This window comes from Nocardia sp. NPDC058658 (assembly GCF_042716665.1).
Classification (GTDB): Bacteria; Actinomycetota; Actinomycetes; order Mycobacteriales; family Mycobacteriaceae; genus Nocardia.
In genome coordinates this window covers 43,033-55,391 of the sequence record NZ_JBHXRR010000001.1, presented here as the reverse complement: position 1 = coordinate 55,391, position 12,359 = coordinate 43,033, and the positions used below count along the sequence as shown (strand labels likewise).

The following is a 12,359-nucleotide window of genomic DNA, read 5'->3' as shown; positions in this document are numbered from 1 at the left end:
GTCCGGGCCAGGGGCGAGACGCCCTGGCATCGAGTGTCATCGGACACCGTTCAATGCGCTGGTGAGTGCCCGGACGACTTCCGCTGCGAGCACGGCCTGACCCGCCGAGGCCAGGTGAATCCGGTCGGCGCTCAAAAGATCTGGACGCTCGTTGATGGGATGGTCCCAGGTGTCGATTACGACGGCGCCGTGTTCGGTCGCGAGTTGTCTGGTGATGGCGTTGACGCGGCTGACTCGCTCGGCGAAGTCGGGGATGCGCGGGACGACGAAGCGCTTGACGAGGGTGAACACGGTCAGTGTCGCGCCGGTGCTCGCCGCGATCCCGTACAGCTCACGCAGGTCGTCCTCGATGCGTTCATACGACGGTTCGGGACGAAAGATGTCATTGGCACCGGACGGCAGGTGCAGCAGGTCGGGTCCGAACTCGACGATGCGCTCCGCCTGGGTCGCAATCGCCTTGCGTGTCGTCGCGCCGATTTCGGCGGTGTTGAGATAGACGAGCGCCGGGTTCACCAACTGCAGCACGCCCCGAACACGCTCGGGCCACGGCAACGTGCGGTACCCGGGACTGGGGTCGCTCGTGCCCGCGGACAAGCTGTCGCCGATGGACGCGAAGCGCGTCCACGGTGCACCGGCAAGCAGCGCGGCGGCGGCTTCGTCGGAAAGGCAGTAGGGATCCGTTGATTCGGTGCGGACGGGGAGGTCGATCGAGGAATCTGTGGTCATGTCATCCAGGATTCTCGGCCCGGGACCGGCGCACGAGTGTCTGATCGGCCATCATAGGTATGATTTCAGACATGACGGTCGTAGCCCTGGCGATCTCCGACGGAGTGCCCCTCTACGAGCTGGCCGCGCCGTGCGCGATCTTCGGCGTCGCGGCGCCGCGCGGCATCGATGACTGGTACGACCTCCGAGTGTGCAGTCCGCCCGGCGCACGCGTCGACCGCTGGTTCACGGCGTCGACGCCCTACACCTACGACGATCTCGTCGCGGCCGACCTGATCGTCGTCCCGGCGTGTGCCGACCTACAGCCGCCGGAACCGCTGGTGGCTGCCGTGCGCGCGGGATACGACCGGGGAGCGCGGGTGATGTCGATCTGTACCGGCGCGTTCGTGCTCGCTGCCGCGGGGATTCTCGACGGCCGCCGCGCAACCACGCACTGGATGTACGCGGACACGCTGGTGCAGCGATACCCGGCGGTGACGGTCGATCCCGGCGTGCTGTACGTCGACGAGGGCAGAGTCCTCACCTCGGCAGGTAAGGCGGCCGGTCACGACCTGTGCCTGCACGTCGTGCGAAACGACTTCGGTGCCGCGGTCGCCAACAAGATCGCTCGGCTGCTGATCATCCCGCCGCATCGCGAGGGCGGCCAGGCACAGTACATTTCCCGCCAGGTCCCGCGGCGATCCGCGGACGGACTGTCACCGGTCCTCGACTGGGCGCTGGCACATCTGAACGAGCCGATCACCGTGGAAGACCTCGCCAACCGCGCGCACCTCGGCACCCGTACGCTGCATCGGCACTTCCAGGCACGACTCGGGACGAACCCCCTCGCGTGGCTGCAGCAGCAACGGGTTCGACGCGCGCAGGAACTGCTGGAACGAACCGACCTACCGATCGACACCGTCGCTGCCGAGGTCGGCCTCGGCAGTGCGGCGGTACTGCGCCGACACTTCCGGCAGGCGCTCGACACCACCCCCGACGCCTATCGGCGAACGTTCTCCGCCGTGACGTCGGCGAGTGCGACCGAGTCGGGCGTAGTTTCACTCACGCGGAATGTCGCTCCCGCCCGTTAACCTTTCGCCATGGTGGCGCAGCTGATGTGGGGGATCCCGACGCACGGGTTCTTCGTCGCGCTCGGGGTCGCGGTCGCCGCGGTGGTGTTCTTCCTCGAGTGCAGGCGTCGCGACGCACTGCGCGAAGAGTCGCTGGTCGCGGTTACCGGGGCGTTGGTCGGTGGGGCGATCGGGATGCGGTTGACGAGTCTGGTCGAAACACTCGATCCGTACGAGAGCTGGATGTTCGGGGCGCGCAGTGTGCTCGGCGGATTGCTCGGCGCGTACGTGGGGGTGCTGATCGCGAAAAGAATTATCGGATACAAGGAACGGACCGGGGATCTGTTCGCGCCCGCGGTGGCGCTCGGGATGGCGGTGGGGCGCATCGGTTGCCTGCTCACCGAGGCGCCGGGGCGGCCGACGAGCCTGCCGTGGGGGATCCACGCGCCCGCGACGGTGCCGCAGTGTCCGGGGTGTGTGGCCGGGGTGGCGATGCATCCGAGTTTTGTCTACGAAATCGTGTTCCAGTTGGCCGCTTTCGGCGCACTGTGGTGGTTGCGGGACCGGGTCAGCACACCGGGAGAGCTGTTCACCCTCTATGTGGGGGCGTATGCGATCTTCCGGTTCCTGGTCGAGTTCACGCGCGCCAATGACACGGTGTGGCTGGATCTGACGCGCCCCCAATGGTTCCTGCTACCGGGGCTGGTCCTGGTGGCGGTGCGTTGGACCGTCGGCTATCGGCGCGGGAACTATGACGGTGTACTTCGACGAAAGGTCGCGGCATGAACTTTCCTCCCGGACCACCACCGAACATGCCACCCCCGCCACCGCCGGGAGGTAAGCCGCCGGGACAGGGCGGGCAGGTCGCGGCGATGGCGTTGGCGGGGGCGACGGCGTTCATCGTGGTCAACGCGATGGCCGGGTTCTTCGTGCTGATGGTGGTCTCCTCCATCAACGACGACACCACGACCAGGGTGTTGTTCGCGCTCACCGCGGTGGCCAGCGCGGCCGCGGCATTCGTCGGCGGATGGTTGTTGATCCGGCGCAAAACGCCCGCGCCCAAAGGGTTCGGGATGGGGATGATGATCGGCTGGGCGCTGGTCACCGTGTTCACCGCGGGCGTGTGTACTGCGGTCAACCCGTACATGTACACGTCGATGTTCGGGATGGCCCCATGACCGGGATGCCGTTGCGGGGCGATCGAATCCTGCGGTATGTCACCGCGTTCTGCCCCCGCTGCCACGACGAACATCCCGAGACACCGCTGCCCGAGGTCGCGCGACTGTCGGGGTGGTTGGCCGAACGGGACGGGAAGGTCTTCCTCGAACGCGGTTGCCGCACCCACGGCATGGTGCGGACCCTCTATGACGAGGACCCCGACATCCTCGCCTACCTCGAAGAGTGGACAGCCCCGACCAAAGCTCACCTGCCCGACACCGTCGGCAATTTCGACCCGGTGCCCTCGGCATACCTGCGCGGACTGCCCGAAATGCAGACCCAGCACACCTGCATCCTGCTCGAAGACATCATCGACAGCTGTAACCTGCGCTGCCCCACCTGCTTCGCCGACTCCTCGCCCGAATTGCGTGGTGTGGTGGCGGTGGAGGACGTGCTCGCCAATGTGGACCAGCGACTGGCCCGCGAGAACGGGCGCCTGGACGTGCTGATGCTCAGCGGCGGCGAACCGACACTGCACCCGCAACTGGCGCGGTTGCTCGCCGAGCTGACCGCACGGCCCATCACCCGGATCCTGCTCAACACCAACGGGCTGCGCATCGCCGTCGACGACGAGTTGGTGGAACTGCTGCGCGCGCATCGTGACCGGGTCGAGGTGTATCTGCAGTACGACGGGGAAACGGCGCAAGCCTCGCGCCATCATCGCGGCGGGGACCTTCGGGTGCGTAAACAGCAGGCGCTGCAACGGCTTTCGTCGAACGCTGTCTTCACCACGCTGGTGATGACGGTGGCACTGGGCGTGAACGACGACGAGATCGGCGCGGTCCTGCGCACCGCGATGGACACCCCGTTCGTCGGTGGCGTCTCGATCCAACCCCAATTCGGTTCCGGGCGTTCGGGCGCGATCGACCCGATGGACCGGCTCACCCACACCGGCGTGCTGCGCCGGCTCGGCCCGCAGACCGACGGGCTGGTGACCTGGCGTGATCTGACCGGGCTGCCGTGTTCGCACCCGCACTGCTGCTCGGTCGGTTACCTGCTGCGCGACGACGCGGGGGCCTGGCGGTCGCTGGTTTCGCTGATCGGACACGACCGGCTCAAACAGCAACTGGGGCTGGTGTCGAACCGGATCGCGGACTCGGGCCTGCCCGCCGAACTGCGGGCGGCGGTGCGGGAATCGCTGCTGGGGTTGCTGTCGGAGCAGTCGTCGCTGTCGCATCCGGAGATCGGGCGGGTGTGGCGCAACATCTGTGAGAACTGCGATCTGGGGATGTCGACGATGCTGACGTTGGCGTCGTCGGCGTTGCCCGGTCGGCGTCAACGGTTGCGGACGCTGCTCGGGGAACGGATTGTGCGGGTCACGGTGAAACCGTTCATGGATATGTCGACGATGATCGAGGAACGGCTCACCCAGTGCTGCGTGCACGTGGGCACCCGCGCTGACGCCGATCAGTGCGCGCCGTTCTGTGCGGTGCAGGCGTGGCCTGCGCTGTCGCGGCAGCGGTTGTCGGCGGTGGCACCGCCGGGGCGGGCGTTGCTACCAGTGGAGGTCCGGTGAGCGAGCGCGGGGTCTACTACGAGGAAGCGGTGCGGGGGCAACAGCCGCACGACCCGTTGACGTTGTGTGTGGTCGCGACCGTGGCGTTGCTGACGTGGTTGGTGGGGCCGTGGGCGGTGGTCGGGTTCGGGGCGCTCGCGTTCGTCGGATATTGGCGGGCGTGGCGGGCCGGGCTGAAGCGAAGTCGATGTTGGTTGCGCGATACCCGGCTGGTGCTGGCGTATGTCGGGGCGATCGCTGTAGTCGGGGTGGTTGCCGCGGTGTGGTGACGGCGTGTCGCCAATGTTGGTGTCGCAGAACGGTAGCGGGCGAGGGCGGGGCACGGTTGACTGGTAGCCATGGCCTCCACTCGATCCAGCAGGCAGCGCCGCTCCGGGACGCCCGCACCCGCGGTTCCGCCGGGCGAACTGATCGTCGTCACCGTGTCGACCGGCCCCGAGATCACTCCGATCGCCCTGCGCGAGAACCGCTCCGTGCGCGGCAGGGTCGATGAATTGCTGCCCGCCACCGCACATCTGGTGCCGATCTTCGGTCCGGACAACCGGTTGGCGGCCAGGCTGGCCGATACACCGCAGGCGCCGGTCGCGGGGGAGTACCTCAGCTACTACTCGGTGCACGGGGAACTGGGTGACCTCGGCGAGCTCGCCCACCGGCTTCGGGCGGACGACACCGTCGCCGCCGCCTATGTGAAGCCGGCCGCCGAACCACCGCTGGCGCCGCTGGCGGAGAACATCGTCGCAGCGCGCGCACCGGCCGTGACACCCGATTTCCGTGCCAGACAGGCCTACTTGGACGCCGCACCCCACGGCATCGACGCGGTGTGGGCGCACGGTCAGCCCGGCGGGCTCGGCACCGGGGTGCGGGTGATCGACATCGAAGGTGCGTGGCAGTTCACCCACGAGGATCTGCGTCAGAACCAAGGCGGGATCATCGGCGGCACGGCGTCGGCCGATCTGGGTTGGCGCAATCACGGCACCGCCGTCGCCGGGGAGATCAGCGGCGACCTCAACGCGGTCGGCGTCACCGGTATCGCCCCCGAAGCCCACATCAGAGCCATCTCGATCTTCGGTATCGGTTCGGCCGCCGCGATCCGCTCGGCGGCCGACGCACTGAACCCTGGCGACATCGTATTGATCGAATTGCACCGCCCCGGCCCGCGATTCGACTACCAGGGCACACCCGATCAGCGCGGCTACATCGCCGTCGAATGGTGGCCCGACGACTTCGCCGCCATCCGCTACGCCGTGAGTCGCGGCATCATCGTCGTCGAAGCGGCGGGCAACGGTGCCGAAAACCTCGACGACGCCGTCTACGACACCCGCCCCGGCGACTTCCCCACCACCTGGCGCAACCCGTTCCGCGCCAACGACTCCGGCGCCATCGTAGTCGGCGCGGGCGCCCCACCACCGGGCCTGCACGGCCGAGACCACGGCCCCGCCCGCTCCCGTCTCGACTTCTCCAACCACGGCGCCCGCCTCGACGCCCAGGGCTGGGGCCGCGAAGTCACCACCACCGGCTACGGCGACCTCCAAGGTGGCCCCGACGAAGACCTCTGGTACACCGACGAATTCAGCGGTACCTCCAGCGCCTCCCCGATCGTCGTCGGCGCCATCGCCGCCTACCAGGGCATCCGAGGCTCCGCTCGTGCGACTCCCGACCAGGTCAGGTCCCTGCTGCGCGCGACAGGTTCCCCGCAGACCGCCGCTGCGGGCCGCCCGGTCACCCAACGCATCGGCAACCTGCCGGATCTGCGCGCGATGACGGCGAAAGGGTAACGCCATGGCGGTCATTCATCAGACCACCGTCACGCCGATTGCCTGCAGCTTCGCGACCCGGTGCAGCAGGTTCGGTCGCCGCGCCTTCCGCGCTGGGGACCAACGGTCGAATTGCTTACCGTCCTGACCGACTAGGCGTACCTCGGCCGCTCGAAAACCAGATGTGGCGGGGTGGGACGGCGTGGGAAGGTACGGGGATGGCATCGGCGAAGAGTGTGACGGTTCGGGCGGCTGTGCAGGGGGAATCGGGGGCGATCACCGGGTTGCAGGAGGCCGGGTTCGGGATTCGGTTCGGGGGTGATGAGCAGGAGTTCCGGGGGGAGGTCTTTCCGGTCGAGCGGTCGTTGGTCGCGGTGGAGGGGGACCGGATCGTGGGGCATACCGTGGATCGGACGATGACGGTGACCGTGCCGGGGGAGCGGACGGTGCGGGCGTGTGGGGTGGCGGGAGTCGTGGTGGCGGCGACGCATCGACGGCGGGGGATTCTGCGGGAGCTCTACACCGCCCAGCACGCTCGGACCGAAGCCGAAGCTCTGCCGTTGACGATCTTCACCGCGAGCGAGGGCACGATCTACGGGCGGTTCGGCTACGAGGTGTCCATTCTCGACACCGCGGTCGCCATCGACACGCGGCGGGCCGAATTCCGTTCCACCACACCCGATCCCGGCGGCGTCACCCTGGAAACCCTGGCCGATGCCGCCCCGCGGATTCGCGAGATCTACGAACGCTGGCAGAAGGTGACGCCGGGCGCACAGGAACGTCCGGATGCCAAGTGGGACATGTTCTTCGCCGACATCGAACGGCACCGTCAGGGTGCGACGACGCTGTTCGTGCTGCTCCACGCCGACGGATACGCCCTGTACCGGCGCTCCCGGCGCGGAGAGCACGGCATCGCCTCGATCTGGGAATTCCGCGCCGCGACCCCCGACGCGCACGCCGCACTGTGGCGGGTCCTGCTCGGGATGGACCTCGTCGACACCGTGGAAGCCGACATCGCCGACGACGACCCACTGGCCCACATGCTCACCGACCCCCGTGCCGTACAACTCACCCGCCGCGGCGATTCCCTGTGGGCGCGAATCATGGACGTCCCCGCCGCCCTGACCGCCCGCACCTACCGAGCCGACCTCGACACCGTCATGGCAGTACACGACCCGTTCCGCAGCGCGGGCGGGAACTTCGCCCTGCGGATCCGCGACGGCATCGCCGAGTGCGAACCGACCACCCGCCCCGCGACTCTCAGCTTCGACATCAACATCCTCGCCGCCCTCTACTTCGGCGGTCAGCGCGCGAGCACCTTCGCGGCCGCCCACCGGCTGAAGGCCGAAGACCCCACGGTGCTGCGCGCGTTCGACGAAGCGTTCACCGCCGACCGGGCACCCCAATTGGGCTGGTTCTTCTGAGCCGAACCGCAACGGGCGCGTTCGCCCCGCAGGTCACCCCTCGGGAGTACGGTAGGTAGCTGTGGATTCGCACGAGGTCGATTCTTCGGTTCGGGTGCGTGGCGCCCGGGTCCACAACCTGCGCGATGTCGACGCGGACATGCCACGAAACGCCCTCGTCGCGTTCACGGGTGTGTCCGGTTCGGGTAAGTCGTCGTTGGCGTTCGGCACCCTCTACGCGGAATCGCAACGCCGCTACCTGGAATCGGTGGCGCCGTATGCCCGCCGATTGCTGCATCAGGTGGAAGCTCCCGATGTCGACACCGTCACCGGCCTGCCGCCGACGGTGGCATTGGCCCAGCGCCGGTCCTCGCCGTCGTCGAGATCGACCGTCGGCACCGTCACCGCCATCTCGAACACCTTGCGCATGTTGATGTCTCGCGAAGGCCACTACCCCGACACACCGGCCAGGACCGGCCCCGGGCACTACCCGGAGGGCACCAACCGCCTCTACTCCGACGCGTTCTCCCCGAACACCGCCGAAGGCGCCTGCCCGCGCTGCCACGGACAGGGCGTCGTGCACGAAGCCACCGAGGCGTCGATGGTCCCCGACCCGTCGCTGAGCATCCGCGAAGGGGCGATCGCGTCGTGGCCGGGAGCCTGGCAGGGCAAGAACCTGCGTGATGTGCTGGGCGCGCTCGGCTACGACATCGATCGCCCGTGGCGCGAACTGTCCCCGGCCGCGCGCGAATGGATCCTGTTCACCGAGGAAAAACCGGTCGTCACGGTCGAACCCGTGCGCGAACCCCATCGCATCCACCGCCCCTACCAGGGCACCTACACCGGCGCCAAACAGCTGCTGCTGCGCTCGCACGCCGAATCCAAGAGCGAGGCCACCCGCGCCCGCGCCGCCGAATACCTGCACACCGCCGTCTGTCCCCTGTGCGACGGGCGCAGGCTCAAACCCGAAGCCCTTGCCGTGACGTTCGCCGGATTCAACATCACCGAACTCGCCGACCTACCCCTGAGCGAACTCGCCGAGGTGCTGCGGCCCTATACCCCCGGCACGGACGCGCTGGCCGTGCTCACCCAGGACCTCACCTCCCGCCTGGACGTGTTGATCGAGCTCGGGCTCGGTTACCTCAGCGTCGACCGCGAGAGCCCGACCCTGTCCGGCGGCGAGCTGCAACGTTTACGGCTGGCGGGGCAGCTGCGGTCGGGGCTGTTCGGCGTCGTCTACATCCTCGACGAACCCTCGGCCGGACTGCACCCCGCCGACACCGCCGCCCTGACGACCGTGCTGGACCGGCTCAAGAATTCGGGCAACAGTGTGTTCCTGGTCGAACACGACCTCGACGTCGTCCGCCACGCCGACTGGCTCATCGACATCGGACCCGGCGCGGGCGTGCACGGCGGGAAGGTGCTCTACGCCGGGGAAGTCGAGGGCCTGCGAGACGTAGCCGAGTCGGTCACCCGGCCGTACCTGTTCGGCGAGATCGTGCGCCCACCGCGCGCAGCCCGCACCCCCACCGGCGAGCTGCGGCTGCGGGGGATCACCAGCCACAACCTGCGAAATCTCGACGTCGACATCCCCCTCGGAGTGTTCACCGCGATCACCGGCGTCTCCGGATCGGGCAAATCGACGCTGCTGCACGCTGTTTCGACCACCGCCGACGCCGACCCGGAGATCGTGCGCGTGGTCGAAGTCGACCAGGCGCCGATCGGGCGCACCCCACGGTCGAACCTGGCCACCTACACCGGCCTGTTCGACACCGTCCGCAAACTCTTCGCCGCGACCGACGCCGCCAAAGCGCGCGGCTACGGGGTCGGCCGGTTCTCGTTCAACGTCGCCGAAGGACGGTGCCCGACCTGCCAGGGCGAGGGCTACATCACCGTCGAACTGCTGTTCCTGCCCAGCACCTACAGCCCGTGCCCGGCCTGCCACGGCGCCCGCTACAACCCCGAAACCCTCGACATCACCTACCGCGACACCACCATCGCCGAGGTACTCGACCTGACCGTCGACAAGGCTGCCGACTTCCTCGCCGACGTCCCGGTGGTGGCGCGCGCTCTGCACACACTGCGCGATGTGGGCCTGGGCTACCTACGGCTCGGACAACCCGCGACCGAACTGTCCGGCGGTGAAGCGCAACGGGTGAAGCTCGCCACCGAGCTGCAGCGGGCGCGCCGCAACAACACCGTCTACCTGCTCGACGAACCAACGACCGGACTGCACCCGGCCGACACCGATATCCTGATGACACAACTGAATTCGCTCGTCGACAGCGGCGCCAGCGTGGTCGTCGTCGAACACGACATGACCGTCGTCGCCGGGGCCGACCATGTGATCGACATGGGGCCCGGCGGTGGCGGGCAGGGAGGTCGGATCGTGGCGCAGGGGACACCGCAACAGGTGGCGGACAATCCGGTCAGCCGGACCTCGCCCTACCTGCGGGAGCGACTGTCATGAACGGCGGCCAAGACCGGACCCGGACTGCGATGCTCGTCGCCGGCGGGTGCTCGTTCGTGCTCGGGGTGGCGTTGCTGCTGTGGCCGGGACGCGACGAGAACACCCTGGCGGTGCTGTTCGGGATCTCGCTGATCCTGAGCACCATGGTGCAGGCGTATCTGGCGATGATGGCGCGGCTGGCGTTCCTGCTGCGGGTGTTGGTGCTGGTCAGTGCCGGGCTCACGGGGATTCTGGCGGCGCTGGTCTTCCAGGGCGGCAATATCGAACTGCTCGCCCTGTGGATCGGGATCGGCTGGGCGGTGCGCGGTGTCGTGCACGCACTGGTCGCGGCGTGGGATGCCACTGTCGTCGACGGGTGGATGCACGAGGTGTGCGGGCTCGTCACCACCGTGATCGGCATCGCGATCATCGCGATCACGTTCCAGACGGTCACCGGACTGGCCACGATGGCCGGGAGCGGGCTGGTCCTGATCGGTGTCATGGAACTGCTGGCCGGTGGGCTCGGGCGGGCGGCGTTGGCTGCGGCGCACGGATCCGCGGAGCCGGTGCCCGCGGTTCGGACCGCGACCGAGCTGTAGTTGTCGATCACACACTGCCAGTGCACAATTCGAGGTTTACGCGAACTCGCGGACAACGCGACGTTGCGGGCATCCGAGCGAGCGCTGAACTCTGCGTGCACCCTTGCTCGCGGCGCGGGTAACTGTGCTGCGCGCCGGTAGCGTGGCCCGAGGCGTGCGCACGGGTGTTTCGGCGCGCCGCGTTCGCTCCCCCCGATTGTGAGCCCAGGAGAAGTGTGGTGTCGCGCGTAGTACCCGGCGTAGCTGCTGATGCCGTCCAGCGTGAAGAGCTGGCCATGCGGCGGATGACCGAGAGTTTGGTCGAAGACCTGTCCGAGAACGTCCCCGTCGACCAGGTGACGTCGGCGGTCGGCGCCGCGCACCACCGATTCACCGGCAAACCGATCCGGGAGTTCGTGCCGATCCTGGTCGAGCGGATCGTGCGCAGCGAACTCGCCGATCCCGAACCGACGGTGCGAGTTCCGGCGCCGTCGGCCGCCGTGCGGGCGGCCGAGGTGATCGCGCGCGAGACGAACAAGGCCGAGGGGCAGCCGAAGCGGTTGAGCAGGCGTGCGGTGATGCCGTTGTCGATCGGCGCGGCCGTGGTCGTCGCCGGTGTGGTGGCGGGTGCGGTCCTGCTGCCCGGTGGCGACGACGCTCCGGCGGCCACGGTCGCGGCGACCACTGTGGTGCGCGGTGTCGTCGGGTCGGAGAAGATGTCGTTCTTCGCCGACGAGCGGGTGGTGAAGGTGCTCGCCGACAACGGTGTTCGGGTGCAGGTGGAGCCCGCCGGTTCGCGCCAGATCGCGACCACCGTCGACCTCGGCGCGTTCGATTTCGCGTTCCCGTCGAGTATTCCGGCCGCCGAACGCATCCAGCGTCAGCGCAACATCACCACCAAGTACACGCCGTTCTCCTCGCCGATCGCCATCGCCACCTACCGGCCCATCGCTGACCTGTTGACCACGGCCGGGGTGATCAAGCCCGGCCCGGTCGCGACGTTCGACATGGACAAGTACCTGGAACTGGCCGGAACCGGCGTGCAGTGGGACGACCTGCCCGACAACACCACCTACCCGGTCGCCAAGAACATCCTGGTCTCCACCACCGACCCGCGCAGCTCCAACTCCGCGGCCATGTATCTGTCGATCGCCAGCTACGTCGCCAACGACCACACCATCGTGCGCGGCGCCACCGCCGAACAGCACGTGCTGCCTGCCCTGTCGAAACTGTTTCTCGCCCAGGGCTACACCGACAACAGCAGCGAAGGCCCGTTCAACCAGTACCTCACCAACGGCATGGGCCCGACCCCGCTGGTGTGCATCTACGAAGCCCAATTCGTCGAAGCGGCGGGTAAGGGCCGCATCAAGCCGGACATGGTGCTGACCTACCCGACCCCGACCGTCCTGTCGAGCCACACCCTCGTCCCGCTGACCGGGACCGGCGACAAGATCGGCAAACTCCTCACCGACAACCCCGAACTGCGCCGCCTCGCCGCCGACCACGGCTTCCGCACCGGCGACACCGCCCAGTTCACCTCGGTCGCCGCGCAACGCTCGGTGCCGGTGGCCGCCGATCTGATCGACGTGGTCGACGTGCCTGCCTACGAGACCCTCGAACACCTGCTCGACGGAGTTGCCAACTCCTACAACTGAACCCGATGCCG

Annotated in this window: 11 protein-coding genes; 10 read left to right on the top strand and 1 reads right to left on the bottom strand. The window is 68.2% G+C overall.

Going from position 1 to position 12,359, the window contains the following annotated elements:
* Positions 1–36: 36 nt before the first annotated feature.
* Positions 37–726, bottom strand: a complete 690-nt coding sequence (locus ACFWUP_RS00305) for an SGNH/GDSL hydrolase family protein (RefSeq protein WP_379229461.1) — start codon at positions 724–726, stop codon at positions 37–39.
* A gap of 71 nt (positions 727–797) precedes the next feature.
* Here ACFWUP_RS00305 and ACFWUP_RS00300 point away from each other — a divergent pair, with 71 nt between their 5' ends.
* From ACFWUP_RS00300 to ACFWUP_RS00255, 10 genes are all read left to right on the top strand, one after another.
* A complete protein-coding gene (locus ACFWUP_RS00300; RefSeq protein WP_379229460.1) occupies positions 798–1,796 on the top strand; it encodes a helix-turn-helix domain-containing protein in 999 nt (332 codons plus the stop codon).
* A 9-nt stretch (positions 1,797–1,805) separates the two neighbouring features.
* Positions 1,806–2,561 carry a prolipoprotein diacylglyceryl transferase gene (locus ACFWUP_RS00295; RefSeq protein ID WP_379229459.1) on the top strand — a complete coding sequence of 252 codons (756 nt, stop codon included), beginning with the start codon at positions 1,806–1,808 and terminating at the stop codon, positions 2,559–2,561.
* Positions 2,558–2,953 carry a hypothetical protein gene (locus ACFWUP_RS00290; protein ID WP_379229458.1) on the top strand — a complete coding sequence of 132 codons (396 nt, stop codon included), beginning with the start codon at positions 2,558–2,560 and terminating at the stop codon, positions 2,951–2,953. Before ACFWUP_RS00295 ends, ACFWUP_RS00290 begins: the two co-directional genes overlap by 4 nt.
* A gap of 5 nt (positions 2,954–2,958) precedes the next feature.
* On the top strand, positions 2,959–4,509 hold the full coding sequence (locus ACFWUP_RS00285; RefSeq protein WP_379230905.1) for a radical SAM protein: 1,551 nt from the start codon (positions 2,959–2,961) through the stop codon (positions 4,507–4,509).
* On the top strand, positions 4,506–4,778 hold the full coding sequence (locus ACFWUP_RS00280) for a hypothetical protein (protein ID WP_379229457.1): 273 nt from the start codon (positions 4,506–4,508) through the stop codon (positions 4,776–4,778). The genes ACFWUP_RS00285 and ACFWUP_RS00280 overlap by 4 nt, the downstream gene beginning before the upstream one ends.
* 69 nt (positions 4,779–4,847) lie before the next feature.
* Positions 4,848–6,284 (top strand): S8 family serine peptidase, encoded by a 1,437-nt coding sequence (locus ACFWUP_RS00275; RefSeq protein ID WP_379229456.1) that lies wholly within the window; start codon positions 4,848–4,850, stop codon positions 6,282–6,284.
* Between the two features lie 197 nt (positions 6,285–6,481).
* Complete coding sequence (locus tag ACFWUP_RS00270; RefSeq protein WP_379229455.1) at positions 6,482–7,687, top strand: GNAT family N-acetyltransferase; 1,206 nt, start codon at positions 6,482–6,484, stop codon at positions 7,685–7,687.
* Between the two features lie 139 nt (positions 7,688–7,826).
* The gene (locus ACFWUP_RS00265) at positions 7,827–10,136 is read left to right on the top strand and encodes an ATP-binding cassette domain-containing protein (RefSeq protein ID WP_379230903.1); all 2,310 of its coding nucleotides are present in this window, start codon (positions 7,827–7,829) and stop codon (positions 10,134–10,136) included.
* Entirely contained in the window at positions 10,133–10,714 is a 582-nt protein-coding gene (locus ACFWUP_RS00260) for a DUF308 domain-containing protein (protein ID WP_379229454.1), read from the top strand. The genes ACFWUP_RS00265 and ACFWUP_RS00260 overlap by 4 nt, the downstream gene beginning before the upstream one ends.
* A 218-nt stretch (positions 10,715–10,932) precedes the next feature.
* Positions 10,933–12,348, top strand: a complete 1,416-nt coding sequence (locus ACFWUP_RS00255) for a three-helix bundle dimerization domain-containing protein (RefSeq protein WP_379229453.1) — start codon at positions 10,933–10,935, stop codon at positions 12,346–12,348.
* Positions 12,349–12,359 lie beyond the last annotated feature (11 nt).

Bases quoted from the DNA above. Each gene is read 5' to 3' on its own strand.
- ACFWUP_RS00270 (WP_379229455.1), top strand. From the start codon at position 6,482: ATGGCATCGGCGAAGAGTGTGACGGTTCGGGCGGCTGTGCAGGGGGAA.
- ACFWUP_RS00275 (WP_379229456.1), top strand. From the start codon at position 4,848: ATGGCCTCCACTCGATCCAGCAGGCAGCGCCGCTCCGGGACGCCCGCA.
- ACFWUP_RS00260 (WP_379229454.1), top strand. From the start codon at position 10,133: ATGAACGGCGGCCAAGACCGGACCCGGACTGCGATGCTCGTCGCCGGC.
- ACFWUP_RS00305 (WP_379229461.1), bottom strand. From the start codon at position 726: ATGACCACAGATTCCTCGATCGACCTCCCCGTCCGCACCGAATCAACG.
- ACFWUP_RS00285 (WP_379230905.1), top strand. From the start codon at position 2,959: ATGCCGTTGCGGGGCGATCGAATCCTGCGGTATGTCACCGCGTTCTGC.
- ACFWUP_RS00290 (WP_379229458.1), top strand. From the start codon at position 2,558: ATGAACTTTCCTCCCGGACCACCACCGAACATGCCACCCCCGCCACCG.
- ACFWUP_RS00300 (WP_379229460.1), top strand. From the start codon at position 798: ATGACGGTCGTAGCCCTGGCGATCTCCGACGGAGTGCCCCTCTACGAG.
- ACFWUP_RS00295 (WP_379229459.1), top strand. From the start codon at position 1,806: ATGGTGGCGCAGCTGATGTGGGGGATCCCGACGCACGGGTTCTTCGTC.
- ACFWUP_RS00265 (WP_379230903.1), top strand. From the start codon at position 7,827: ATGCCACGAAACGCCCTCGTCGCGTTCACGGGTGTGTCCGGTTCGGGT.